This window comes from Streptomyces sp. HmicA12, from assembly GCF_000373565.1.
GTDB lineage: Bacteria > Actinomycetota > Actinomycetes > Streptomycetales > Streptomycetaceae > Streptomyces.
Genome location: NZ_KB891802.1, coordinates 1 through 24,593, shown reverse-complemented (window position 1 = coordinate 24,593; position 24,593 = coordinate 1). Strand labels below are relative to the sequence as shown.

Below are 24,593 nucleotides of genomic sequence, written 5' to 3'. Positions count from 1 at the left end.
CCGAGCCGCACCCGCGAGACGAACAGCAACCCGGCAGACGCGAACGCGAAAAAGACGCGGGCCTGCACCCATCAACGCCTCCGCCGCGGAGCACGACCAGCCCCCACCGAGCCGCACCCGACCACCGCGCAGAAATCAGCCCCCCGAACGCTCCACCCGCTCCCCGCCGGAGGCAATCGCCGCGACCTCCGTCCGCGACCCCACCCCCAACTTCGCCAAAATATGCTCCACATGCGCATCGGCGGTCCGCTTCGAGATCACCAGCCGCTCCGCGATCTCCCGATTGGACAACCCCTGCGCCACCAGCGCGGCCACCTCCCGCTCCCGCCGCGTCAACGCGTCGACCCCCGCGCCCCGCGCCACCGGCACCGCCCCGTCCCCCGGCGTCTCCGCCCCCGCCCGCACCGCGTCGAGCACCTGCGCCCCGGACAGCCGCGCCCCCACCTCCGTCCACCGCCGGAACCCGTCGTCGCCGAGCGCCTGCCGCACGGCCCCCCGCACGGACTCCTGCTCGTCGAAGAGCGAGGGGAGCATGCCGATGGGATCCCCGGCACCGACCTGCCGCGCATGCTCCGCGTACCCCAGCAGCCAGGCGGCCCGCACATACCGTCCCTGCCACGCCGCCGCCCAGGCGAGACCGAGACAGCACAGCGCCCCGATCAGGATCTCGCCGACCTCCGCGGCCGCGTCGAGCGCCCGGCACAGCGACTCGACCGCCTCCTCCCGCTCCCCGGCGAGCCAGAGGATCACCCCCTGCACCATGAGCGTGGAGCCGAACAGCTGCCGCTCCCCGGTCCCCTCCAGGTACGAGAGCCCGCTCCGGCACAGTTCCAGGGCGCCCTCCGTGTCGCCGAGGACGGCCCGCAGCATCGAGGCCTCGTAGTGGATGACGCCGATGCCGAGCCCGTCGCCCCGCGCCACGATGCGCTGCCGCGCGTCCTCCAGGGCCACCAGCCCCTCGGGGTCCCCGCACAGCGCGGTGAGCCCGCCGAGGTAGCCGTCGCAGAACAGCTCCACCCGGTCGTTGCCGGCCGCCCGCGCCACCTCGACCGCCCGGTGGAACAGCTCCAGGGCGCCCGGCAGATCCCCGCCCCACACCGCACTGAGGGCGATCATGAACCGGCCCCAGGCCTGCTCCTGGCCCACCTCCGGCAGCAGCGCGAGCCCCTTCTCGATCCAGTACCGACCCTCGGACATCGCCCCGGTCGCCCGCCAGTACGGCCCCAGCTGCGCGGCCAGCCACAGCCCGGCCGCGACCAGCTCCGGATTCCCGTACGCGTATTCGAGGGCGGCCCGCAGATCGGCGCTCTCGGCACGCAGCACCCGGTAGTGCGCGGGCTGGGCGGGGGTGAGGAACTCGTCCCAGTAACGCTGGCCGAGCTCCCGGTAGTACGCGAAATGCCGGGCCCGCACGGCGTCCGACTGCCCGGACTCCGCGAGCCATTCACCGCCGTACTCACGAATGGTGTCGAGCAGCCGGTACCGGCTCCCACCCTCCCCGATCCGCTGCACGACGGACTTGTCGACGAGCCCGATGAGGCACTCCAGCACCTCACCCCCGGCCAACTCCCCACCCGCGCCCACGACTTCGGCGGCCCTCAGCTCGAACGACCCGGCGAAGACCGAGAGACGCGCCCACAGCAGCCGCTCGCGGGGCGTGCACAGCTCGTGGGACCAGCCGATGGCGGTACGCAGCGTCTGGTGCCGTGTCAGGGCGGTGCGCCGCCCGCCGGTGAGCACCTCGAACCGCTGCCCGAGCCGCTCGACCAGCTGCTCCAGCGACACCGCCCGCAACCGCACCGCGGCCAGCTCCAGAGCGAGCGGGATTCCGTCCAACCGCTTCACCAGAGCGCTCAGTTGCTCCCGATTGACGTCGTCGGCGGCAAACCCGGGAACCACGGCGGCGGCCCGCTGCACGAACAGCTCCACGGCGTCACGCGGCTCCAGCGGAGCGATCGGGACGCAGTACTCGCCCGGCACGTCGAGCGGCTGCCGGCTGGTGGCCAGCACATGCACACCGGCCGCCTCCCGCAGCAGCACGTCGGCGAGCATGGCGCACGCGTCGACGAGATGCTCACAGGTGTCGAGGACGACGAGCATCCGCCGCCCCTGCACATGTGCGACGACCGAGTCGAGCGGCTCCATGCCCGGCTGCTCGGGCAGTTCGAGCACCGCGGCCAGCGTCACCGGAATCAGCTCCGGGTCGCGCAACGCGCTCAGCTCGACGAGCACCACCCCGTCGGGGAACCCCCCGGCGAGCTCCGCCGCGGCCCGCAGCGCGGTACGGCTCTTGCCCACACCCCCGGGCCCCACCAACGTGACCAGTCTGGCGCCGCCGAACGCGGCCTGCACCCCCGCCAGTTCGGCCGACCGCCCGACGAACGTGGTGACCTCGACGGGAAGTTGACCCCCACGCCGCTGCCCGAACCCAAAACCCATGGTCCGCTCCCCCACTGTGTCCCATCACGCCACCACTCGCACCAAGCGTACGCAGCCACAAGCGGAGCGTGAACGACAAGTGACACAAGAGGCGCGAGGCCGCACCACCCGGCACGCCCCGGCGTCACCCCGTATCGCCCCGTATCGCCCCGTATCAGCCGGTGGCTGCGAGCCTGACGGCCTCCGCCAGCGAATCCACCACAGGGGCCCCGATCCCCTCGAGGCTGGCCCGCCCGTGCGATCCGCCGGTGTAGAGCACGGCCCGCGCGCCCGCGGCCATCGCCGCCACGGCGTCGTCGGCGGCGTCGCCGATGACCACCACCTGCTCGGGCGCCACTCCCGAGGCGTCCCCGAGCACCTTCAGATGCCGCACCATCGACTCGGCCTTGCTGCCCCCCGAGGGCCCGACCCGTCCGTCGACCCGCACGAACCGCTCACTGATCCCGAACTGCCGTACCAGCGGCACCAGATCGTCGTGCCCTGCCATGCTGAGAATGGACTGGCTGCGCCCGGCGTCCTGCCACCCGGCGAGCAGCGTCTCCACCCCGTCGGCGAGCCGGCACGCCACGGAATGCCGCGCGTAGTGCCGGTGGAACGCCTCGTCCATGACGAGCCATTCGGCGTCGGTGGGCAGCCGCCCCATCAGCCGCTCGTAGAACTTGGGGACCGGTACGCAGTACAGCTCCCGGTACCGCTCCAGCGTGATCGGCGCGAGCCCGAGCTCGGCGAAGGCGGCGTTCGTGGCGTGGATGACGGCGTCGTTGTCGTGGAACAGGGTCCCGTTCCAGTCCCAGACGATGTGCCCGGCGGACGACCCCTCGGCTATCTGCTTCCCCATACGGAGAACGTACCCCGCACGGTCAGTCGCCCAGACCCACCAGATTCGGGATCTCCTGCGTCGCGAACCACAGCAGTTCGTGGTCCTCGGCCCCGTCGACGACGAACTGGGCGTCGTCGTCCCCGTGGTCGGCGGCACCCAGCGCGGCGGCGGCAGCGGCGACATCGGTCTCCGCGTCGTCGGCGTCCACGTGCACGGCGGCGGCCTTGCCCAGCGGTACGACCTCGCGCACGGTCACCTCGCCGAGCGCGGCCGGGTCGAGCCCGCGGTCGGGATCGGCGACGGCGGCACGGTCCGCGACGTCGACGGCCACGACGACCCGGCGCCGGGCGGCGTCGGACTCCCCGGCGAGCAACCGCAGCGAGGCGAGAGCGGCCCGGTTGAGCGCGGCGTACTCCAGCTCCTCGATGTCGTCGGAGAGGTACCACTCGCGCAGCGCGGGCGTGACGGCGTAGGCGGTGAGCGGCGCGGGCCCCAGCTCGCCCGCCTTGTACGCCTCTGCGAGTCGAGGCAGGGACAGAGGTACGTACACACGCATGACGGGTCCGCTTTCGTAGTCGTCCGTGGTTGTTCGGGGGCGTCCGGGGTGTCGTCCGGAGGTCCTTGGCGGCCTTCAGGATACGTGCGGGAGTCCCCCTTCGGGCTGCCACCCGTACCCGGACCGCACGTCAACGCGGCGCGGCCGGATCACCCGGCACCGGCCCCCACCGGGAGGGCCGCGGGCCGCCGGGTCACCCGGATAAGTGAACTCCCCGGGCCCCGCCGCCGCGGGGTGCCTCCTCTTGCGGGCCCGTCCCACGTCCCCGTACAAGATCCCCACGAAGAGTTACCGACTGGTATCCCGGAGGCGCTGTGCAGAAGGTGATGAACACGCGAGGCCCCCGGCGGAGCAGCCGGCCCCCGAACCGCAGGGACACCCGCCGCCCGGCCCGGGTGCGACCGCAGGCCCCGCCGCACCCCACCGAGCTCTTCACGGACCGCCTGCTCCTGGTCCTGGCCGGTCACCGGCCCCTGCACTGGTTCGCCCGGCACACCACAGGCCACGGCTTCGACGACCTGCTGTGGCTCCTTGAGCACCGCCCGCTGGCCCGCACGGGCCCCCGCCCGGCCGTGCACGGCATCGGCCACTTCGAGGCCGGTCCGGGCGCCTACGAGGTCTTCGCCCGCATCTCGGTGGGCCCCCGCCTGCACGCCCTGGCCTTCCGCCTGGCCCTGACCGACGACCACCGCTGGCGCTGCACAGCGGTGGAACTCGACGCCCGCCCGCCGAGAGACACCTACTAGAGCCCCTGGGAGACGAAAGAGGGCCGGACACGCGAGTGTCCGGCCCTCCACGACGCGACGTCGGCTACTTCTTGCGACGCCGCCCCTTCTGCTGCTTGCGGCGCTCGGCCCGCGTCAGGCCATCGGCCTCGGACCGCGTGGGACCGCCCTCGGTGACGAAGTCACCCTCGTCGACACCGCCCTCGGCGTTCGGTGCCTGGAAGTGCAGCCGGTCGGGCCGCTGCGGGGCGTCGAGCCCCTTGGCGCGGATCTCCGGACGGGCCTGCGCCGGCACCGCGTCCTCCTTGTCGAGGGACGTGGCGGGCGCGGCGTCCTCCACCGGCACCTCCTCGACCTGCTGCTCGACCTGGACCTCCAGGTTGAACAGGTAGCCGACGGACTCCTCCTTGATGCCCTCCATCATGGCGGTGAACATGTCGAAGCCCTCGCGCTGGTACTCGACCAGGGGGTCCTTCTGCGCCATGGCGCGCAGGCCGATGCCCTCCTGGAGGTAGTCCATCTCGTAGAGGTGCTCACGCCACTTGCGGTCGAGGACGGACAGCACGACCCGGCGCTCGAGCTCACGCATGATCTCGGACCCGAGCTGCTCCTCGCGCTCCTCGTACTGCGCGTGGATGTCGTCCTTGACGGCCTCGGCGATGAACTCGGCGGTGAGCCCGGCGCGGTCGCCGACCTCGTCCTCCAGCTCCTCCACGGTCACCTTGACGGGGTAGAGCTGCTTGAAGGCGCCCCACAGCCGGTCGAGGTCCCAGTCCTCGGAGAAGCCCTCGGCGGTCTCGGCGCCGATGTACTCGTCGATGGTGTCGTCCATGAAGTGCACGACCTGCTCCTGCAGGTCCTCGCCCTCGAGAACGCGGCGGCGCTCGCCGTAGATGACCTCGCGCTGGCGGTTGAGCACCTCGTCGTACTTCAGGACGTTCTTACGCGTCTCGAAGTTCTGCTGCTCGACCTGCGACTGCGCGGAGGCGATCGCGCGCGTCACCATCTTGTTCTCGATCGGCACGTCGTCCGGCACGTTCGCCATCGACATCACGCGCTCGACCATCTGGGCCTTGAACAGGCGCATCAGGTCGTCGCCGAGCGACAGGTAGAAGCGCGACTCACCCGGGTCGCCCTGACGGCCGGAACGACCGCGCAGCTGGTTGTCGATACGCCGCGACTCGTGCCGCTCGGTACCCAGCACGTAGAGCCCGCCGAGGTCCTTGACCTCTTCGAACTCCGCCTTGACGGCCTGCTCGGCCTTCTCCAGGGCGGCGGGCAGCGCAGCGGCCCACTCCTCGACGTGCTCGACCGGGTCCAGGCCCATCTGCCGCAGCTCCGCCTCGGCCAGGTCGTCCGGGTTGCCGCCGAGCTTGATGTCGGTACCACGGCCGGCCATGTTCGTGGCGACGGTGACGGCGCCCTTGCGGCCCGCCTGCGCGACGATCGTGGCCTCACGGTCGTGCTGCTTGGCGTTCAGCACCTCGTGCTGGACACCGCGCTTGCTCAGCTGCTGCGACAGGTACTCGGACTTCTCGACGGAGGTCGTACCGACGAGGATCGGCTGACCCTTCTCGTGCTTCTCCGCGATGTCGTCGACGACCGCGTCGAACTTGGCGACCTCGGTGCGGTAGATCAGGTCGGCCTGGTCCTTGCGGACCATCGGCTTGTTCGTCGGGATCGGGACGACGCCGAGCTTGTAGATCTGGTGGAACTCGGCGGCCTCGGTCATCGCCGTACCGGTCATGCCGGAGAGCTTGTCGTAGAGGCGGAAGAAGTTCTGGAGGGTGATGGTCGCCAGGGTCTGGTTCTCGTCCTTGATGTCCACCCCTTCCTTCGCCTCGATCGCCTGGTGCATGCCCTCGTTGTAGCGGCGGCCGGCGAGGATACGGCCGGTGTGCTCGTCGACGATCATGACTTCGCCGTCGATGACGACGTAGTCCTTGTCCTTCTTGAAGAGTTCCTTGGCCTTGATGGCGTTGTTCAGGTAACCCACGAGCGGCGTGTTCACCGACTCGTACAGGTTCTCGATGCCCAGCCAGTCCTCGACCTTGGCGACGCCGGACTCGTGGATGGCGACGGTGCGCTTCTTCTCGTCCGTCTCGTAGTCGCCGGTCTCCTCGATGCCCTTCATGGGGTTGCCCGCCTCGCCCTTCTTGAGGCGGGTGACCAGCTTGGCGAAGTCGCCGTACCACTTGGTGGCCTGGTCGGCGGGGCCGGAGATGATCAGCGGCGTACGGGCCTCGTCGACGAGGATGGAGTCGACCTCGTCGACCACCGCGAAGTTGTGGCCGCGCTGGACGAGCTCGTCCTGGGACCACGCCATGTTGTCGCGAAGGTAGTCGAAGCCGAACTCGTTGTTCGTGCCGTACGTGATGTCGCAGTTGTACATCTCGCGGCGCTGGGCCGGCGTCATGTTGGCGAGGATGCAGCCGACGCTCAGGCCCAGGAACTTGTGGACGCGGCCCATCATCTCGGAGTCGCGCTCGGCCAGGTAGTCGTTCACCGTGATCAGGTGGACGCCCTTGCCGGACAGCGCGTTCAGATATGTCGGCAGGGTGCCGACCAGGGTCTTGCCCTCGCCGGTCTTCATCTCCGCGACGTAACCGAGGTGGAGGGCGGCGCCGCCCATCAGCTGCACGTCGTAGTGCCGCTGGCCGAGCACGCGCTTGGCAGCCTCGCGGACGGTGGCGAACGCCTCGGGGAGCAGGTCGTCGAGGGTCTCGCCGTCCTCGTAGCGCTGCTTGTACTCGTCCGTGAGTGCGCGCAGCTCGGCGTCGGAGAGGTTCTCGAAGTCCTCTTCGATGGAGTTGACCTGGTCCGCGATGCGGTGCAGCTTGCGCAGGATCTTGCCTTCGCCTGCACGCATGATCTTCTGGAGGACGGACACGCGGTTGGTCTCCTTGCCGGTCGGGCCTGGCACGGTCGGTTACTCAAGCGACAGCCTGAGCAACGGCCATCGTATGCGAGGACCCCACCGCGCCGGGAGGTCTGCCATCAGGTCCAACGGACGGGCGGCTCGGAAGGTGCCGGTATCGACCACGAAAAGTGCTGGCGGGCCTCCCCGCTCCCGACCAGAATCGGGCGATGGAACCCGTGACGCTGACCACCGACCGCCTGTATCTGCGCACGTTCGTGTCCGCTGACATCGACGAGGTGTACGTCGCGGCCCAGGACCCGGACATCCAGCGCTGGACCACGATTCCCTCGCCGTACGCGCGCGTGGACGCCGAGTACTTCATCGACCGCGTGGTCACGGAGGGCTGGCGCACCGACACCGAGTACACCTTCGCGCTGCGGACCGAGGAGCACGGCCCCGTCGTCGGCGCGATCGGGCTGCACCACCCGCGCGCGGGCGCGTGGGAGGTCGGTTTCTGGACCGCCAAGGAATGCCGCGGCCGCGGCTACATGACGGAAGCGGTCCTCAAAGTGGCCCGCTGGGCCTTCACCGACCTCGCCTGTACGCGCCTGGAGTGGCGCGCCGAGGTCGGCAACACGGGCTCGCGCACCGTCGCCGAGAAGGCCGGCTTCACCATGGAGGGCGTCCTCCGCGCGGGCCTCCCCAACAAGGGCACCCTCCGAGACTGCTGGATCGCCTCCCTACTCCCCACAGACCTGCGCCTCCCCAGCCCCCTCCAACACCTCCCGTCCTGACCGCCCGCCCCCCGCCTTGGGCAATTGCCGCCAAGGGCGGCAGGGTGGGCAAGGCGGCACCCCAGCGCCGGGCAGGCGCCCTTCCGGCCCGCACCCCGCCGCGGCGTCCCCCAGCCCGGCACCCCGAGCCGACCAGCCCCGGCCCGCACCGTCCCGGCCTGCCGCGCCCCAGCGCCCAGCGTCCAGCACCCGGCATCCGGCACCCGGCACCCGGCACCCGGCACCCGGCACCCAAGATCCCGCCCCGATTGTCAGTGCCGCCCCCTATCGTTCCGACCATGCCGACGAAGACCCCGCCGCGCGCCATCCCCATCCCCACCCCCACGCCCCTGTCCGCCGACGAGGCCCGTCGCATCACCCTGCGCGCCCAGGGGTTCCTGGGCGCGCCCGACCGCAGCGCGGGCGTCCGCGGCGTCCTGCGCCACCTCGGCGCGGTCCAGCTCGACACGATCTCCGTCCTGGCCCGCTCCCACGAGCTGATCCCCTACGCCCGCCTCGGCGCGGTGGGCCGCAAGAAGATCGAGCAGGCCTACTGGAAGGACACGCACGCCTTCGAGTACTGGTCCCACGCGGCCTGCATCCTCCCCGTCGAGGAATGGCCCCACTTCGCCTTCCGCCGCCGCGCCTACCGTGGCCGCCCGCACTGGAACCACGACCTCCCCGACGCCGCCTACGACCAGGTGATCAAGCAGCTGCGCACCGAAGGCCCGCTCACGGCCACGGAGTTGGGCGGCGCGAAGAACAAGGGCGAGTGGTGGGACTGGTCGGAGTCGAAGATCGCCGTCGAGCGCGCGCTGATGTACGGCGAGGTGGTCTGCGTCGAGCGCCGCGGCTGGAAGCGTGTCTACGACCTGGCGGAGCGCGCGATCCCCACCGACCTGCTCCACGACGACCTGGACGACCAGGAGTGCGTCCGCCGCCTCGTCCTCCAGGCGGGCCAGGCGCTCGGCGTCGGCACCCGCGCGGACATCGCCGACTACCACCGCCTCAAGGGCGAGCAGTTCGACACGGTGATCGAGGAGACGGGCCTGGTCCCGGTGACGGTCGAGGGCTGGGGCGGCAAACCGGCCTGGGCCGACCCGGCGGCCCTGGAGTCGACGCCCCGCGGCCGCCACCGCACGACGCTCCTGTCGCCCTTCGACTCGCTGATCTGGGAGCGGGCCCGCACGGAGCGCATCTTCGGCCTCACGCACCGCCTGGAGGCGTACGTCCCCAAGCCGAAGCGGATCCACGGCTACTTCGCGATGCCGGTCCTCGCGGGCGGCCGCCTGGTGGGCCGCGTCGACCCGGCGCGCGAGGGCACCACCCTGGTCGCCAAGCAGGTCTCCCTGGACGGCCCGAAGTCCGTACCGGCGGTGGCACAGGCCCTGCTCGAGGCGGCGAGCTGGGTGGGCTGCGACAGCGTACGGGTGGAGCGCATGGACGACGGCAAGCTGAAGCCGGAGCTGGTCCGGGCCCTCGCCTAGCGGAAGCCGGCGAGGGTCAGGGCCGGGGCGAGCGCCAGGGTCAGCGGATCTCGAGAATCTTCTCCCGCATCGCGTAGACCACGGCCTCCATCCGGGAGTGCAGCTGCAGCTTCTCCAGGATGTTGCGCACATGGTTCTTCACGGTGTTCTCCGAAATGAACAACTCCTTGGCGATATCCCGGTTGTTCATGCCGGTGGCGACCAGCTTCAGCACCTCCAGCTCCCGGTCGGTGAGCCGGGGCGCCGGCACGAGGCGGCGCTCGTCGGTGCGCTGGATCATCGACTTGAATTCGGTGAGCAGCTTCGACGCCATCGACGGACTGATCTGCGACTGGCCGTCGGCCACGGCACGAATGGCCGTGGCGACCTCGTCGGTCGAGATCTCCTTCAGCAGATATCCCGTGGCGCCCGCTTTGATCGCGTCGTAGAGATCCGCTTCCTCGTCGCTGATCGTCAACATGATGATCTTCGCGCTGGGTGCCACCTCCTTGATGGAGGTGCACGCCTCGATGCCGCCCCGCTTGGGCATGCGCACGTCCATGAGGACGATGTCCGGCAGCAGGTCGGCCGCCTTGTCCACCGCCTCCGCGCCGTCGCCGGCCTCGCCGACGACCTGGATGTCCTCCTCGGCGGCGAGGACGATCTCCAGGCCCCGCCGGAACAGGGCATGATCATCCACCACAAGGACCCGGATGGGCTCCTTGCGCGGGGAGCCCGCGTCCGGGCCCATGCCGGCGCCGTCGTCGGCTGCGCCGGCGCCGTCGCCCCGCATCGGTCCGAAGCTGTCCGCCATCGTTCCTCCCCCTGAAGGCCGTGGCCCGTCTTCCTGTGCCGGGCCAACCCGAGGCGCCAGCACACCGGTTGACCCGGCTCGGCCATGATTTCATGCCGCGGCGTCCGCGCGTCGACGGTGCGGTGCACCAGGGGGTCGCACAAGGGTGCCCCCGGGGGCGCACGCACGCTCCAGGGGCACCTGATGTGTAGGTTTTCGGACAGCTTGCCTACGCTGCCGCCCGGGCGGGATCAGCCGCCGATGGCGTCACCCGCGTCGGCGCTGCGCACCTCGGCGACCATGGGGTCGGTGCTGAGGTGGATCACGCCGTAGTCGTAGGCGTGTCGCCGGTAGACGACGCTGGGTTCCTTGGTCTCGGAGTCGACGAACAGATAGAAGTCGTGCCCGACCAGCTCCATCTCGTAGAGCGCCTGGTCGAGTGTCATGGGTGCCGCGACGTGGGTCTTCTCACGGACGATGAGCGGGCCTTCGCCCTGGACCTCGAGCGATCCCATCCTGGTGGTCGGTACGCCGTCGGCCTCGGTCTCGTCCTTCGCGATCGAGCCGTCCCCGTTGAGCGTGGCGGCGTCCGGGACGTGCTCGGCAACCTCGGCGGCCGAGATCCGCTTCGTGCCGCGCCGCGACGACCGCTTGTCGTGCTGCTTGCGCAGGCGCGCGTCCAGCTTTTCCGTGGCGAGGTCGAGCGCCGCGTACGGATCGTTCGCCGAGGCCTCCGCCCGGATGACCGGGCCGCGTGTGCGCAGCGTGATCTCCACGCGGTCGCACCGGTCGGCCTGCCGGGGGTTTGGCTCCTTGGACACCTCGACGTCCAGGCTCATCACCTTGCCGTCGAGCTTCTGGATCTTCTCCAGGTTCAGCTTCTCGGCCACGTGCTTCCGGAACCGCTCCGGCACCTCGGTCTTGCGGCCCTTGACGACGATGTCCACGCAGAACTCCGTTCCCGGATAGCTCCGCTCTCTGGGCGGAGCATCTCCCTCTTGCACCAGGCTCCGGCCACTTCCGGAGCCTCGGACTCGGTGACTTCCACCTCCTCCTCCCCCGTGGACAAGATCTCCACCCCACCGTGTCGGGTGATTGCTAAAACCTCTGTGCAATCCCACGCGCACGGCATTCCGATATGCGAGGTACGGCTTCTGTCTTTCTCACCGAGTTCCTCACAACCGAACATATCTCGCCCGGACGGATGTCGTCACCCGCTACTCGCGCGTACCTCCATTCAGGCGAATGGATCCTCTCTCTACCTGCAACGACACAGATACCCGGTCAGTTCCGGTTTATTTCGAAGGAATCCGGTGAAGCAGCGATCACAGCCGCTCGCACCGTGATCCGGTTCGCCATTCCCATGCCCGACCTGGACCGGAACAGTCCTGCTCGTTCGTCGGTGACGCCGACCGTTCCCGGACGCGCCACGGCGCGTATTGCCCGCGCCGCCTCCGCCAGGGACGCACCGGTCGTCATGAGGTCGTCGACCAGCACGATCCGGCCAACTTCCGTGAGCAGCCCGGCTGTACCGCCCACCACGTCCAGCGCACCCGCCACATTGACCAGCCGTTGCCGGGCGTCGAGCCCCGACTGATCGGCCACGGCGCGGCGCTGCCGCAGCACGGCGAGCACCCGGGCGGGGACACCCGCGCGACGGAGCCCGGCCGCGGCCGCGTAGGCGAGCCGCCGCGTCGGATCGTGCCCTCGCGCCCGCACGGCGCTGGGCGCGGAGGGCATCGGAACCAGCGCCACGGCCCCGCCACCGCCCGAGGACAGCCCGGCCCGCACCGCCCCGGCCAGCGCCTCTCCCAGCGGCCTGGCGAGCCACAGGGCGCCCCGCTCCTTGTGGGCGAGGAGCACGGCGCGCACCGCGTCCTGGTACGGCGCCGCCGCGTGCACGACGGGCAGCCCGGGCGGCTCGGGCCGCGGCCGCACCCGGCCCGGCCCAGCACCGCGCAACGCCTCCGCGCACCGCGTGCACAGCGACGTACGCGACCTGCCACAGCCTGGGCACTGGGCCGGCAGCACCAGGTCGGACAGGTCCTGCCACCACCCCCGCATACCCACCACTGTGCCAACACGCGCGCCCCGCGACCACCCCTGTGGACAACGCCCTGTGGACAACTGGGCCGCGCTGCCGAACGGTTGGGGCGGCGCCCGCCACGGGCGCGCGGAACTGCCCGACCAGCCACGAAAGAACCCGCACCCGCCGAAGCGGTCGCACCCCCGACGGCGCGCAGACACCTACCCCGGATAGACCGGCGCCGCCCCGTTCTTCAGCACCGACTGCCAGGCCGCCCCGGAGGGCAACCGCACGATCCCGTCGTCGGAGTGCGCCAGCAACGGCAGATCCCCGTCGGACGCCGCGATCTCGGTGACCCGCGTCAGGCCGGGCAGCGCCTGACCCGTCGGCGCGGAGCCGTCGCACTGCACGTACCGGATCTGCTGCAGCCCGCCGCTCTCCCGGCCGACCACCACGAGCCGGCTGCCGCCCGCCCAGGACATGGCCGTGACCTCTTCCATCTCCGGTGCGGCCGGGCGCGGTTGGGCGACCGAGATCTCGATCTTGCCGTCCCTCATGTCGTGGTCCCGCTCCACGCGCCCGATCTTCAGCCGGGTCTTCCCGTCCTCGTTCACGAGCAGCGCCACGCGCGCGCCGTCGGCGGACATCCTGACCGCCTCGATGCGGTCGTCCTCGGCCATGCCTTCGACGCGGACCTCCTGCATCTGGTCGGCCCGGCCCTGCCCGAACACCAGCAGGCGCCGGTTCTTCGGGTCGCGGTCGGCCACCCACAGATCGCCCCGCCCGTCCCAACTGGGCGCCGTGAAGCCGTCCTTCTCCTGCTTGGCACCGCTGTGGACGAGCGCGTCCCCCAGCGAGGCGCCGGTCACCATGGACGCCACGAACAGCGAACGCCCGTCGCCCGACACCGCCGCCGCGCGCTCCTGGTCCCGCGAGATCGCGACGGACCGCATCTGCCGCTCGCCCTCGCCCAGCGCTCCCGCCACCTGTTCGGGCTTCTGGTGGGAGCCGCTGTTGCCGGGCATCCGCACGAGGCGGCTCTTGTCGTCGAGGAAGTACTGGTACTCCGACACCTTGGAGTAGTTCGGCGCCACCAGCGCGTCGGCCCCGGGCTCGTTGAGAGTGCACATCAACCGGCCGTCGGCGCTCTCGAGTTCGACCTCCTCCACGCTGGACGACGACAGGTCCCGCAGCGAGTAGAGCAGTTGGGCCGCCATCTTCTTGCACCGCGAGGCGCTGACGTCACCCGTGCTCCTGCTCAACGGCACCGTCAGCTTGTTCGCGTCGTCGGGGGCCAGCGACTTCACACCGGAGCGCAGCCCGGCCTTCAGCGGAAACGCCGTCGTCACCACGCGGTTCAGCCAGCGCGTGGGACCGTCGAGCACCTCCTTGACGGTCTCCGTCAGCGGGTCGTCCCACTTGCGCACGAAGACGGGGTCGGAGACGAGCTGCTTCTGCTTGCCGTCCTCCCCGGACTTCGACGCCGCGTCCACCGCGTAGTAGTACTTGTTGACGGTCTGGTAGATCCGCTGGAAGTCGGTCTCGGCGAGGACGGCGCCCTTCGGCGGGGAGTCGATCCGCCACTGCTTCTGCTTGTCCTTGCCGGTCTGCACCAGGCTCAGGTGCAAGCCCTCCTCGTACCGCCGGCTGACCGGCTGGTACGCCTGATCCTGGTCGAGCCTGGCCACCTGATTCCCGGTCAGCTCGTAGCGGCGCCCCTCGTCACCGGCGTTCGGCCGGCTCGTCGGGCGCCTGCTGGGGCCGTCGGCGATCACGACGGTCTCCCGCTCGGGATGCCAGTTCTTCGCGGCCTTCGGCGTCAGGTACTTGCGGGCGATCGCGTACGACGGATCATCGCTGGTCAGTGCCTCGAGGAAGCCGTCGACAATGCTCTTGGCCCCCGCGTTCTCCGCCGGCGGCAGCGCGAACACCCGGACCTGCGAGTCCGGCCGCTGCGAGGCCTCCACCGATTCGAGGCCGCCGTTGTCCGGCATCGACGCACACCCGGCGAGCACGATGACGCCGCATCCGGCCAGCGCACCGCCTCGCACCCCGCGCCGCCTACGCGACGCCCACCGCTCATCCACGACCGCCGTCGCTCCCCTCGTCACGCTCCGCCGCACCCTGACGACGTCCACCGCCCACCGCGGTGTCTCCCCGCCACGACGGGGCATCCGCCCCGGCACCGGGCTCGACAGCCTCCACCGGGCCCGTCCCACCGACCCGGTCCACCCGCTCGCCCGGCTGCCGCGGCACACTCACGGAACCCGAACCCGAACCACCATTTCCGCCGCTTCCGCCACGCGAGACCACGCGCGCGCCGTTGCCCGGCAGCGCCGTGGGATCGGCGGGCACCGCGGCCTGGCGCAGGCGCGGAGCTATCGGGGCCTTCGCGGGCGCGGGCGGCGCCTGGGCGGGCACCGTCGCGAGCTTCCTGCCGTCCGCGGTCTGCGCGGCACCGGCCTCGGCGAGCCCGCGGCCCTGCCGCGAGTCCTCCGGCTCCAGCGGTATCGGGGATCCGCGCAACGGCTCGTCCGCCGTCCTCGGCAGCGTGAGCCGGAACTGCGAACCACCGCCCGGCTCACCCCACGCCTGCAGCCAACCGCCGTGCAGCCGCGCGTCCTCCAGGGCGATCGAGAGCCCGAGGCCCGTACCACCCGTCGTACGCGCGCGTGCCGGGTCGGCCCGCCAGAACCGGCTGAACACCCGGGTCGCCTCGCCGGGCTTGAGCCCCACCCCGTAGTCGCGCACGGCCACGGCGACCGCGCCACCGGCGGCGGCGAGCCGCACGACGACGTCCTTGCCCTCACCGTGCTCCACCGCGTTGACGACAAGATTGCGCAGCACCCGCTCCACGCGCCGGGCGTCCGCCTCGGCGACCACCGGCTGATCCCCGCCGACGATCCGTACGTGCGTTCCCTTGCGCTCGGCCAGCGGTTCGGCGCCACTGACGACCCGCCGCACGACCTCACGCAGGTCTATCGGCTCGGCCTCCAGGGCGGCCGCCCCGGCATCGAAGCGACTGATCTCCAGCAGATCGGCGAGCAGCGACTCGAACCGGTCCAGCTGATCGGCGAGCAGCTCCGCGGACCGCGCGGTCACCGGATCGAAGTCGACCCGCGCCTCATGAATGACATCGGCCGCCATCCGTACGGTCGTCAGCGGTGTCCGCAGCTCATGGCTCACGTCCGACACGAACCGCCGCTGCATCCGCGAGAGATCCTCCAGCTGCTGGATCTTCAGATGCAGGCTCTGCGCCATCTTGTTGAAGGCCTCACCGAGGCGCGCGATGTCGTCCTCACCGGTGACCTTCATACGTTCCTGAAGGCGGCCCGCGGAGAGCCGCTCGGCCACACCGGCCGCCATCCGCACAGGCGTGACGACCTGCCGCACGACGAGCCAGGCGATGGCACCGAGCAGCACGACCACGAACAGGCCGGCCGTCGCGAGCGTCCCCTTCACCAGCCCCAGGGACTTCTCCTCCTGAGTGAGCGGGAAGAGGTAGTACAGCTGGTACGCGTCGCCCTGCGGGTCGTTCAGCCGCTTGCCGACGACCAGGCCCGGCTGCGACTCCTGACCGTTCTCGTAGATGATCCGCGTGTACTCCTGAGAGGCACCGGTCATCCGGTCGACCCGCTCGCGCAGTTCCTCGGGGACACTGCGCACCGGCTCCACACCGCCGGAACCGCGCAGCGCCCGGCCCTTGCCGCTGTCGGCATCGGTGGAACTGAGCGTCACCACGTCGAACGCGCCCTTGCCGCCACTGGCGAGCTGGGTGACGAGTTCGCTCTTCCAGTTGTTGGGGTTCACGGTGGTGCGGTTGTCGTCGGACGCGCCGTCCTGCGCCCCGGCCGCGGCCGAGTCCGCCCGGTCCTTGGCTGCCCTGAAGCCACCCTCGGCCTGGCTCTGCGACGCCTTCACCTTGGCGTCCAGCAGGCCGTTGCGCACCGAGCCGATGACGACGATGCCGAGCAGCAGCACGACACCGAGCGACATCAGCAGCGTCGTGACGACGACCTTCAACTGGATGTTGCGCCGCCACAGCCGCATCGCGGGCAGCAGCGGGCGCCGCACCCAGCGCGTGAACAGCCGAAGGACGGGGCTGCCCTTCATGCCGCCCTGGAGCAGCAGCCCACCGTCGACCACACGGCGCGGCCACGAGCCGCGGCCGGACGGAGGTCCGGCCGCGGGTCCCACAGGCCGCTCCGCGCGAGACCCCGACCTTCCGGGCGCCGAAGCGGCACTGTTCCGGGACATGTCAGCTCGGCCCTGCCTTGTAACCGACACCACGGACGGTCACCACGATCTCCGGCCGCTCGGGGTCCTTCTCGACCTTCGAACGCAGCCGCTGCACATGCACGTTGACCAGGCGGGTGTCCGCCGCGTGCCGGTAGCCCCAGACCTGCTCGAGGAGCACCTCACGCGTGAACACCTGCCAGGGCTTGCGCGCGAGCGCGACCAGCAGGTCGAACTCCAGCGGCGTCAGCGCGATCGACTGCCCCTCCCGCTTGACCGAGTGCCCGGCCACATCGATGACCAGGTCACCTATGGCCAGCTGCTCGGGCGCGGGCTCCTCCGACCTCCGCAGCCGCGCCCGGATCCGGGCGACCAGCTCCTTCGGCTTGAACGGCTTCACGATGTAGTCGTCGGCCCCCGACTCGAGGCCCACCACCACATCGACGGTGTCGCTCTTCGCCGTGAGCATCACGATCGGCACCCCGGACTCCGCCCGGATGAGCCGGCACACCTCGATGCCGTCCCTTCCGGGCAGCATCAGGTCGAGCAGCACCAGATCAGGCTTGGTCTCACGGAAAGCGGCCAGCGCCTTGTCGCCATCGGCAACGAACGACGGCTCAAAACCTTCACCACGCAGCACAATGCCGAGCATCTCGGCCAGTGCGGTGTCGTCGTCGACGACAAGGACTCGTCCCTTCATGGACCACATCATCCCATTACTTAATCGTTACCTGGCGTGACCTGGCACACAGCTCACCCAGGCCCTCGGCTGTCACAGGCGCCAACGCGCCCCACTCGGTGACGATCGCCGTCACCAGATCCGGCGGCGTCACGTCGAACGCAGGGTTGTACGCCTGCGTTCCCAGCGGTGCCACCGGAATCCCGCCTCCCGCCTCCACTCCGGCCAACGGCACCTGGGGCGCCGTGAGCTCCGTCACTTCATGCCCGGGCCGCTGTTCCACCTCGATGGACGCGCCGTCGGGAGTCATCGGGTCCACCGTCGTCACCGGCGCGACCACGATGAACGGCACATGGTGGTACCGCGCCAGAACCGCGAGCGGATAGCTCCCCACCTTGTTGGCCACCGAACCGTCGGCGGCGATCCGGTCCGCCCCGATCAGCACGGCGTCCACCTCACCCGCGGCGAACAGCGATCCCGCCGCACTGTCCGTGAGCAATGTGTACGCCATCCCGCTGCGCGCGGCCTCGTACGCGGTCAGCCGCGCACCCTGCAGCAGCGGACGGGTCTCGTCCACCCACAGCCGGCGCAGCCGTCCCGCCCGGTGCGCGGCGAGCGCCACCGCGAACGCCGTGCCCTCACCACCGGAGACCAGGGCCCCGGAGTTGCAGTGCGTCAGGATCCGATGGTTCCCCCCGGGCAGCAGCTCGTCGAGCAGCCGCAGTCCGTGCTCCGCCATCCTGGCACTCGCCTCGGCGTCCTCCTGGTGCAGCGCCCGCGCGGCGGCGAGCGTGGCAGCGGCGGACCGCTCCCTGGCGACCGCCCCATCGGCACCCGAGCCGTTCCCGAGCGCGGCCCGGTACGCCTCCTGCGCCCGGCGCACGCCGTACGCCAGGTTGACCGCGGTGGGCCGCGCCCCCGCCAGTGCGTCCGCCGCGTCCTGCACGTCGAACCCACGGGCGGCCGCGAGCGCCACCCCGTACGCCCCGGCGATGCCGAGCAGCGGAGCTCCGCGCACGGCCAGGGAGCGGATCGCCTGCACCAGGGCCTGCGGATCCGTGCACACCAGCTCGACTTCCTCTGCCGGAAGGCGCGTCTGGTCGAGCAACACCAGAACGGGCCCCTCCGCCGGTTCCTCCCAGCGGATCGCCGGTATGTCGTTGGTCTTGGGCTGTATGTCCTCGCTGAGCTGTATGTCCTCGCCGGATTGCGCGTACTGATCAGCCATCCGCCCAGTCTGCCCCGGGGGACCCCGACAATTGAAGGTGTCAAGGCACTACGGGGCCAGGTCACCCTGCGCCCACCCCATGGCACGATGGCAGCCAACCTGCCGCCGCGACCGCGGACGGGCACCTTGAAGGAGCGACGATGAACGACACTCCGGGCTGGGCATCGCCCGGATCTGCCCCCTCCGACGGCCCCGACGACGAGCGCCAGGACGGCCAGGGCGCCGGTCCGCAGGACGCGGCGGGCCAGGGCCCTCAGTGGTCCAAGGAGCAGCCGCCGCCCGCCCAGTGGTCCGCCCCCTCCGGCCCTTCCGGTCCCTCGGACTCCGGCCAGGCCCCGCCACCGCCTCCGCCGGCTCCCGGCCAGGGCTGGGGCGGCCCAGGCCCCGGCGGCCCGGGCTACGGCGGCTGGGGCGCTCCTCCGCAGGGCGGCCCCGGCGGCTGGGGTCAGGGCTGGGGCGGCCCGCCCGCCGCCGCCAAGCCCGGTGTCATCCCCCTGCGCCCGCTCGGCATCGGGGAGATCCTCGACGGAGCGGTGTCGACGATGCGCACGTACTGGCGCACCGTCCTCGGGATCTCGCTGACGGTCGCCGTGGTCACCGAACTCCTGGTCGTCCTCCTCCAGGGCTTCGTCCTCAGCGACTCCACGACCTCCGCCCTCGACAACCCCGACGCCACTCCGCGCGAGGTCCTCGACGCCCTGGGCGGACTGTTCGTCGGCACCGGCGTCGTCCTCGTCGTCACGCTGCTCGGCACGATCGTCGCCACGGCCCTGCTCACGACGGTCACCAGCCGCGCCGTGCTCGGCAAGCCCGTCACCACCGGCGAGGCGTGGCGCGACGCCCGACCGCAGGTCTTCCGACTGCTCGGCCTGACGCTGCTGCTGCCGCTGATCACCGCGCTCATCGTCCTGGTGGGCACCGTCCCCGGCATCCTCGTCGGCGCCCTCGGCTCGTCCGACGCCGGTATCGCCCTCGCGGTCGTCGGCGGCATCGCGGCCTTCGTCGTCGCGATCTGGCTGATGATCCGCTTCTCGCTGGCCTCGCCCGCGCTGATGCTGGAGAAGCAGACCATCCGCAAGGCGATGAGCCGCTCCAGCAAGCTCGTCCGCGGCTCCTGGTGGCGGGTCTTCGGCATCCAGATCCTGGCGACGATCATCACCAACGTCGTCGCCTCGATCATCCTGATCCCCTTCACCTTCATCGGCGCGGCGGTCAGCGGCGACGGCATGAGCAGCTTCCTGGACAGCAGCGGCGGCGCGGGCTGGGCGTACCTGATCGTCACCGGCCTCGGCTCGGTGATCGGCTCCACGCTCACCTTCCCGATCACCGCGGGCGTCACCGTGCTGCTCTACATCGACCAGCGCATCCGCCGCGAGGCCCTCGACCTCGAACTCGCCCGCGCCGCCGGCCTGCAGGGCTACGGGGACACCCCCGGCGCCACCCCGGGGAGCTGATGCGGTGAGCGCGACCGGGGGAGTGCTCACGGCGGCGGCCTGGCTGACGCGTGCCGGCGGCGACGAGCCGCCGGTGACCATCTCGCGCGATCCCGCGCGGGAGGCGGCCAAGCGCGAGCTGTCCAAGCCCGCGTACCACGAGAACGACCCGAGCTGGTTCATGCGTGCCCTGAACAAGTTCTGGGAGTGGATCGACAAGCTGTTCTCCGCCGCGTCGGGGGCCACCCCGGGCGGCGCCGTCGGCCTGATCGTGATCGTGCTGGCCGTCGTCGCCGTCGCCGCCGCCCTGTGGTGGCGCCTGGGCACACCGCGCCGCTCCCCCACCTCGACGGCCCCGCTCTTCGACGACCGCCCACGCAGCGCCGCCGAACACCGCGCCGCCGCCGAGGCGCACGCGGCCCAGGGCCACTGGAACCAGGCCGTCCAGGAGCGGATGCGTGCCCTGGTCCGCTCCCTGGAGGAGCGCGCCCTGCTCGACCCCCGCCCCGGCCGCACCGCGGACGAGGCCGCCACCGAGGCGTCCCGCGCGCTCCCCCGACTCGCGGACCGGCTGCGCGCCGCGGCCCGCGACTTCGACGACGTCACGTACGGCGGCCGCACCGCGACCCCGGACACGTACCAGCGCCTGACGTCCCTGGACACCGAGACGGACCGCACCACCCCCTCCCTCACCGCCCCGGGAGCCGCGCGGTGACCGACCCCCACGCCCCGGACAGCAACTCCGCACCCCCGAACTCCGGCCACGGCACAGCGGGTTCGCAGACGGGCACCACAACCACGCTCACCGCGCCCCCTCCCCCTGAGCCCACCCCGAGCGGCACCTCGACCACCCCCACGGTCCGCCAGCTGTGGACCCGCACCCGAGGCATCGCCCTCGCTCTGGTCGCCCTCCTGGTCGCCGCGGTGGCCATCGCGGCCGTCCGCTCCGGTGAGAAGCACGGCGAGCTCGACCCGCGCTCCGCCGACCAGTACGGCAGCCGCTCCGTCGCCCAACTCCTCGCCGAACGAGGCGTGGACACACGCGTGGTCACCACGTCCGCCGAGGCCCGCGCGGCGACCGGCCCCGACACGACCCTCCTGGTCGCCGTCCCCGACCTGCTCACGCGCCACCAGCAGAGCCGGATCGAGGCTGCCACCGCCGACTCCGGCGGCCGCACGATCCTGGTCGCCCCCAGCGCCTCGTCGGTCGGCACGCTGGCCCCCGGGGTCACCGCGGACCCCGGCCCCAGCGCCGACACCACGCTGGACCCCGACTGCTCCCTGCCGGCGGCCCGCAGCGCAGGCACGGCCGACACCGGCGGCCACCGCTACGACACCACGGCCGACGGCGTCGACTCCTGCTACCCGAGCGACGGCATCCCGACGCTGCTCCGCCTCCCCACGGCCACCGGCAACGGCGACACGGTGGTCATCGGCGCCCCCGACATCCTGCTCAACGACCGCCTCGACGAACAGGGCAACGCCTCGCTCGCCCTCCAACTCCTCGGTACCCGCCCCCATGTGGTCTGGTACCTCCCCTCCCTCTCCGACGAAGCGGCAGCCGCTGACGCGCAGAACGACCGCAGCTTCTTCGACCTGATCCCCTCCGGCTGGCTCTGGGGCACACTCCAGCTCTTCATCGCGGCGGCCCTCGCCGCCCTGTGGCGCGCACGCCGACTGGGCCCCCTGGTCCCCGAACGCCTGCCCGTCGCGATCCGCGCCTCCGAAACCGTCGAAGGCCGCGCCCGCCTCTACCGCAAGGCGAACGCCCGCGACCGCGCGGCAACGGCCCTGCGTATCTCCACCCGCACCAAGCTCGCCCCCCTCATCGGCGTCCCCGTCTCCCAGGCCCACACGCCCGAGACCTTCCTGCCGGCCCTGACCCGCCAACTCCCCACGCCGGGACAGGACCTGCACACCCTCCTCTTCGGCCCGCCACCCGCGACCGACGCAGCACTCATCGCCCTCGCCGACCACCTCGACGCCCTCGAAAGAGAGGTACGGAACACATGATGGACCCGACCACTGACAACGCCGGGCCCACGACCGATCCCCGCAGCTCAAGGGCCTCTTTGGAAGCCCTGCGCGCCGAGATCGCCAAGGCCGTGGTCGGCCAGGACCCCACCGTCACGGGCCTGGTCGTGGCCCTGCTCTGCCGCGGCCACGTCCTGCTCGAAGGAGTGCCCGGCGTAGCGAAGACCCTCCTCGTACGAGCCCTGGCCGCGAGCCTCGAACTCGACACGAAGCGAGTCCAGTTCACCCCGGACCTGATGCCCAGCGACGTCACGGGCTCCCTGGTCTACGACACCCAGACCTCCCGCTTCTCCTTCCAGCCGGGCCCCGCGTTCACGAATCTGCTCCTCGCGGACGAGATCAACCGGACCCCGCCCAAGACGCAGTCCTCCCTCCTGGAAGCGATGGAGGAGCGCCAGATCACGGTCGACGGCACCCCACGCGCCCTCCCCGACCCGTTCATGGTGATCGCCACCCAGAACCCGGTCGAGTACGAGGGCACGTATCCCCTCCCCGAGGCCCAACTGGACCGCTTCCTCATCAAGTTGAACGTTCCTCTCCCCACCCGCCAGGACGAGATCAACGTCCTCACCCGGCACGCCTCGGGCTTCAACCCCCGCGACCTGCACTCAGCAGGCATCCGCCCGGTGGCCACGGCAGCCGACCTGGAAACGGCCCGCGCCGCGGTGGCGAAGACGACGGTCTCCCCCGAGATCACGGCGTACGTGGTCGACATCTGCCGAGCGACGCGCGAATCCCCGTCGCTCACCCTCGGCGTCTCCCCCCGAGGCGCCACGGCCCTCCTCTCCACGGCCCGTGCCTGGGCCTGGCTGACCGGCCGCGACTACGTCACCCCCGACGACGTGAAGGCCCTGGCCCTCCCCACCCTCCGCCACCGCATCCAGCTCCGCCCGGAGGCAGAAATGGAAGGCGTCACACCGGACTCGGTGATCAACGCGATCCTCACCCACGTCCCCGTCCCCCGCTGACGAGGCCGGAGACGAGAGACCCGACATGGCCCTCACCGGACGCACGGCCCTGCTAGCCGCCCTGGGCTCCCTCCCCATCGGGATCTGGGAGCCCAGCTGGACAGGTATCCTGGCCGTCAACACCCCTCTGGCCCTGGCCTGCGCCTGCGACTTCGCCCTGGCCGCCCCCGTGCGCTCCCTGCGCCTGACGCGCTCGGGCGACACCTCCGTACGCCTCGGAGACCCGGCCGACGTCACCCTCACGATCACCAACCCCGCGCGCCGCCCGCTGCGTGCGCAGATCCGTGACGCCTGGCCCCCCAGCGCCTGGCGCAAGGGCACGGAACACGACGCGTCCCGCCACCGCGTGACGATCCCGCCGGGCGAACGCCGCCGCATCACCACGCGCCTCCTGCCCACCCGCAGAGGCGACCGCACGGCAGACCGCGTCACCGTCCGCTCCTACGGCCCCTTGGGCCTCTTCACCCGCCAGGGCACCCACACCGTCCCCTGGACGGTCCGCGTCCTGCCCCCGTTCCACAGCCGCAAGCACCTCCCGTCCAAACTGGCGCGCCTGCGCGAACTCGACGGCCGCACCAGTGTGTTGACCAGAGGGGAGGGCACCGAATTCGACAGCCTTCGCGAGTACGTTCCTGGGGACGACACCCGGTCCATCGACTGGCGCGCAACGGCCCGCCACTCAGCGGTCGCCGTACGCACCTGGCGTCCCGAGCGCGACCGCCACATCCTCTTGGTTCTCGACACCGGCCGTACGTCCGCCGGCCGCGTCGGCGACGCCCCGCGCCTGGACGCCTCGATGGACGCCGCGCTCCTCCTGGGCGCCCTGGCCTCCCGAGCCGGCGACCGCGTCGACCTGCTCGCCTACGACCGCCGCATCCGCGCCCTGGTCCAGGGCCGCACCGCAGGCGAAGTCCTCCCGGCCCTGGTCAACGCCATGGCCCCCCTCGAACCCGAACTGATCGAGACGGACGCCCGCGGCCTCACGGCAACGGCCCTCCACACGGCCCCCCGCCGCTCTCTCATCGTTCTTCTTACGTCCTTGGAGGCGGCCCCGGTCGAGGAGGGCCTGCTCCCTGTCCTCGCCCGTCTCACAAAGCGCCACACCGTAGTCGCGGCCTCGGTGGCCGACCCGGCAATCGAGACAATGGCAGCGGCGCGCGGCACCACGGACGCCATCTACGACGCGGCTTCAGCGGCCCAAGCCAAGGCAGAACGCCTCCGCACCGCGGAACAGCTGACCCGCCACGGCGTCACAGTCGTGGACGCAACCCCTGCGGAATTGGCCCCCGCTCTCGCAGACGCCTACCTCTCCCTCAAAGCAGCAGGCCGCCTCTAATCGCCCCCGTATCAACGTCGAATATGGGATCGACGTCGATATAGGGACCCTAAACGCAGAAAACCCCCGTGCTGAAAAGCACGGGGGTTTCCCATAAAATTTGTTCGGCGGCGTCCTACTCTCCCACAGGGTCCCCCCTGCAGTACCATCGGCGCTGTAAGGCTTAGCTTCCGGGTTCGGAATGTAACCGGGCGTTTCCCTCACGCTATGACCACCGAAAC

At 71.2% G+C, this 24,593-nt stretch carries 19 protein-coding genes and 1 rRNA gene; 8 read left to right on the top strand and 12 right to left on the bottom strand.

All coding sequences use genetic code 11. The features are described 5' to 3' along the window. Positions 1 to 135: 135 nt before the first annotated feature. The 3 genes from B072_RS0111050 to B072_RS0111040 form a co-directional block, all read right to left on the bottom strand. A complete protein-coding gene (locus B072_RS0111050; protein WP_018530002.1) occupies positions 136 to 2,439 on the bottom strand; it encodes an ATP-binding protein in 2,304 nt (767 codons plus the stop codon). Between the two features lie 154 nt (positions 2,440 to 2,593). After that, positions 2,594 to 3,277: an HAD family hydrolase gene (locus B072_RS0111045; RefSeq protein WP_018530001.1), complete on the bottom strand. Its 684-nt coding sequence runs from the start codon at positions 3,275 to 3,277 to the stop codon at positions 2,594 to 2,596. Between the two features lie 22 nt (positions 3,278 to 3,299). Further along, entirely contained in the window at positions 3,300 to 3,815 is a 516-nt protein-coding gene (locus B072_RS0111040; protein ID WP_018530000.1) for a DUF6912 family protein, read from the bottom strand. Between the two features lie 326 nt (positions 3,816 to 4,141). Between B072_RS0111040 and B072_RS42950 the strand changes: the two genes are divergently transcribed. Next, positions 4,142 to 4,561, top strand: a complete 420-nt coding sequence (locus B072_RS42950; RefSeq protein WP_051127158.1) for an Rv3235 family protein — start codon at positions 4,142 to 4,144, stop codon at positions 4,559 to 4,561. Between the two features lie 64 nt (positions 4,562 to 4,625). Here B072_RS42950 and secA read toward each other — a convergent pair whose 3' ends face one another. Further along, complete coding sequence (secA, locus tag B072_RS0111030) at positions 4,626 to 7,430, bottom strand: preprotein translocase subunit SecA (RefSeq protein ID WP_018529998.1); 2,805 nt, start codon at positions 7,428 to 7,430, stop codon at positions 4,626 to 4,628. A 197-nt stretch (positions 7,431 to 7,627) separates the two neighbouring features. On the opposite strand from secA, the gene B072_RS0111025 reads away from it, so the two are divergent. Together B072_RS0111025 and B072_RS0111020 are read left to right on the top strand one after the other, a co-directional pair. After that, a complete protein-coding gene (locus B072_RS0111025) occupies positions 7,628 to 8,194 on the top strand; it encodes a GNAT family N-acetyltransferase (RefSeq protein ID WP_026245693.1) in 567 nt (188 codons plus the stop codon). 278 nt (positions 8,195 to 8,472) lie between these two features. Beyond that, entirely contained in the window at positions 8,473 to 9,660 is a 1,188-nt protein-coding gene (locus B072_RS0111020) for a winged helix-turn-helix domain-containing protein (RefSeq protein WP_018529996.1), read from the top strand. A gap of 40 nt (positions 9,661 to 9,700) precedes the next feature. Here the strand turns inward: B072_RS0111020 and B072_RS0111015 are convergent, their stop codons facing one another. The 7 genes from B072_RS0111015 to mtnA form a co-directional block, all read right to left on the bottom strand. Next, positions 9,701 to 10,453 (bottom strand): response regulator, encoded by a 753-nt coding sequence (locus tag B072_RS0111015; RefSeq protein ID WP_018529995.1) that lies wholly within the window; start codon positions 10,451 to 10,453, stop codon positions 9,701 to 9,703. A 230-nt stretch (positions 10,454 to 10,683) separates the two neighbouring features. After that, positions 10,684 to 11,379, bottom strand: coding sequence for a ribosome hibernation-promoting factor, HPF/YfiA family (gene hpf, locus B072_RS0111010; RefSeq protein WP_018529994.1), 696 nt, complete (start codon positions 11,377 to 11,379; stop codon positions 10,684 to 10,686). A gap of 337 nt (positions 11,380 to 11,716) precedes the next feature. Then, complete coding sequence (locus B072_RS0111005; RefSeq protein WP_018529993.1) at positions 11,717 to 12,496, bottom strand: ComF family protein; 780 nt, start codon at positions 12,494 to 12,496, stop codon at positions 11,717 to 11,719. A 183-nt stretch (positions 12,497 to 12,679) separates the two neighbouring features. Continuing rightward, a complete protein-coding gene (locus B072_RS0111000) occupies positions 12,680 to 14,452 on the bottom strand; it encodes an LpqB family beta-propeller domain-containing protein (protein WP_043243772.1) in 1,773 nt (590 codons plus the stop codon). A gap of 85 nt (positions 14,453 to 14,537) precedes the next feature. Next, the gene (mtrB, locus tag B072_RS42945; protein WP_043243751.1) at positions 14,538 to 16,715 is read right to left on the bottom strand and encodes an MtrAB system histidine kinase MtrB; all 2,178 of its coding nucleotides are present in this window, start codon (positions 16,713 to 16,715) and stop codon (positions 14,538 to 14,540) included. 1 nt (position 16,716) lies between these two features. After that, on the bottom strand, positions 16,717 to 17,406 hold the full coding sequence (mtrA, locus tag B072_RS0110990) for a two-component system response regulator MtrA (RefSeq protein WP_018529990.1): 690 nt from the start codon (positions 17,404 to 17,406) through the stop codon (positions 16,717 to 16,719). A 4-nt stretch (positions 17,407 to 17,410) separates the two neighbouring features. Next, positions 17,411 to 18,601: an S-methyl-5-thioribose-1-phosphate isomerase gene (mtnA, locus tag B072_RS0110985; RefSeq protein ID WP_018529989.1), complete on the bottom strand. Its 1,191-nt coding sequence runs from the start codon at positions 18,599 to 18,601 to the stop codon at positions 17,411 to 17,413. 140 nt (positions 18,602 to 18,741) lie between these two features. Between mtnA and B072_RS0110980 the strand changes: the two genes are divergently transcribed. From B072_RS0110980 to B072_RS0110960, 5 genes are all read left to right on the top strand, one after another. Next, positions 18,742 to 20,055, top strand: a complete 1,314-nt coding sequence (locus B072_RS0110980; protein WP_018529988.1) for a glycerophosphoryl diester phosphodiesterase membrane domain-containing protein — start codon at positions 18,742 to 18,744, stop codon at positions 20,053 to 20,055. Between the two features lie 4 nt (positions 20,056 to 20,059). After that, positions 20,060 to 20,749, top strand: coding sequence for a DUF4129 domain-containing protein (locus tag B072_RS0110975; RefSeq protein WP_106432855.1), 690 nt, complete (start codon positions 20,060 to 20,062; stop codon positions 20,747 to 20,749). A gap of 152 nt (positions 20,750 to 20,901) precedes the next feature. After that, positions 20,902 to 22,047 carry a DUF4350 domain-containing protein gene (locus tag B072_RS0110970; RefSeq protein ID WP_051127157.1) on the top strand — a complete coding sequence of 382 codons (1,146 nt, stop codon included), beginning with the start codon at positions 20,902 to 20,904 and terminating at the stop codon, positions 22,045 to 22,047. Further along, complete coding sequence (locus B072_RS0110965) at positions 22,047 to 23,036, top strand: AAA family ATPase (protein ID WP_026245690.1); 990 nt, start codon at positions 22,047 to 22,049, stop codon at positions 23,034 to 23,036. Before B072_RS0110970 ends, B072_RS0110965 begins: the two co-directional genes overlap by 1 nt. A 25-nt stretch (positions 23,037 to 23,061) precedes the next feature. Beyond that, the gene (locus B072_RS0110960) at positions 23,062 to 24,372 is read left to right on the top strand and encodes a DUF58 domain-containing protein (protein ID WP_018529984.1); all 1,311 of its coding nucleotides are present in this window, start codon (positions 23,062 to 23,064) and stop codon (positions 24,370 to 24,372) included. 102 nt (positions 24,373 to 24,474) lie between these two features. On the opposite strand, the gene rrf is transcribed toward B072_RS0110960, so the two are convergent. After that, positions 24,475 to 24,591, bottom strand: a 5S ribosomal RNA gene (rrf, locus tag B072_RS0110955). Positions 24,592 to 24,593 lie beyond the last annotated feature (2 nt).

Coding starts and splice junctions, on each gene's coding strand:
- mtrB (WP_043243751.1), bottom strand. CDS start 16,715: ATGTCCCGGAACAGTGCCGCTTCGGCGCCCGGAAGGTCGGGGTCTCGC.
- mtnA (WP_018529989.1), bottom strand. CDS start 18,601: ATGGCTGATCAGTACGCGCAATCCGGCGAGGACATACAGCTCAGCGAG.
- B072_RS0111020 (WP_018529996.1), top strand. CDS start 8,473: ATGCCGACGAAGACCCCGCCGCGCGCCATCCCCATCCCCACCCCCACG.
- B072_RS0110965 (WP_026245690.1), top strand. CDS start 22,047: ATGGACCCGACCACTGACAACGCCGGGCCCACGACCGATCCCCGCAGC.
- B072_RS0111045 (WP_018530001.1), bottom strand. CDS start 3,277: ATGGGGAAGCAGATAGCCGAGGGGTCGTCCGCCGGGCACATCGTCTGG.
- B072_RS0111040 (WP_018530000.1), bottom strand. CDS start 3,815: ATGCGTGTGTACGTACCTCTGTCCCTGCCTCGACTCGCAGAGGCGTAC.
- B072_RS42950 (WP_051127158.1), top strand. CDS start 4,142: ATGAACACGCGAGGCCCCCGGCGGAGCAGCCGGCCCCCGAACCGCAGG.
- B072_RS0111000 (WP_043243772.1), bottom strand. CDS start 14,452: ATGCCGGACAACGGCGGCCTCGAATCGGTGGAGGCCTCGCAGCGGCCG.
- B072_RS0111050 (WP_018530002.1), bottom strand. CDS start 2,439: ATGGGTTTTGGGTTCGGGCAGCGGCGTGGGGGTCAACTTCCCGTCGAG.
- B072_RS0111025 (WP_026245693.1), top strand. CDS start 7,628: ATGGAACCCGTGACGCTGACCACCGACCGCCTGTATCTGCGCACGTTC.
- mtrA (WP_018529990.1), bottom strand. CDS start 17,406: ATGATGTGGTCCATGAAGGGACGAGTCCTTGTCGTCGACGACGACACC.
- B072_RS0110960 (WP_018529984.1), top strand. CDS start 23,062: ATGGCCCTCACCGGACGCACGGCCCTGCTAGCCGCCCTGGGCTCCCTC.
- B072_RS0111005 (WP_018529993.1), bottom strand. CDS start 12,496: ATGCGGGGGTGGTGGCAGGACCTGTCCGACCTGGTGCTGCCGGCCCAG.
- B072_RS0110980 (WP_018529988.1), top strand. CDS start 18,742: ATGAACGACACTCCGGGCTGGGCATCGCCCGGATCTGCCCCCTCCGAC.
- B072_RS0111015 (WP_018529995.1), bottom strand. CDS start 10,453: ATGGCGGACAGCTTCGGACCGATGCGGGGCGACGGCGCCGGCGCAGCC.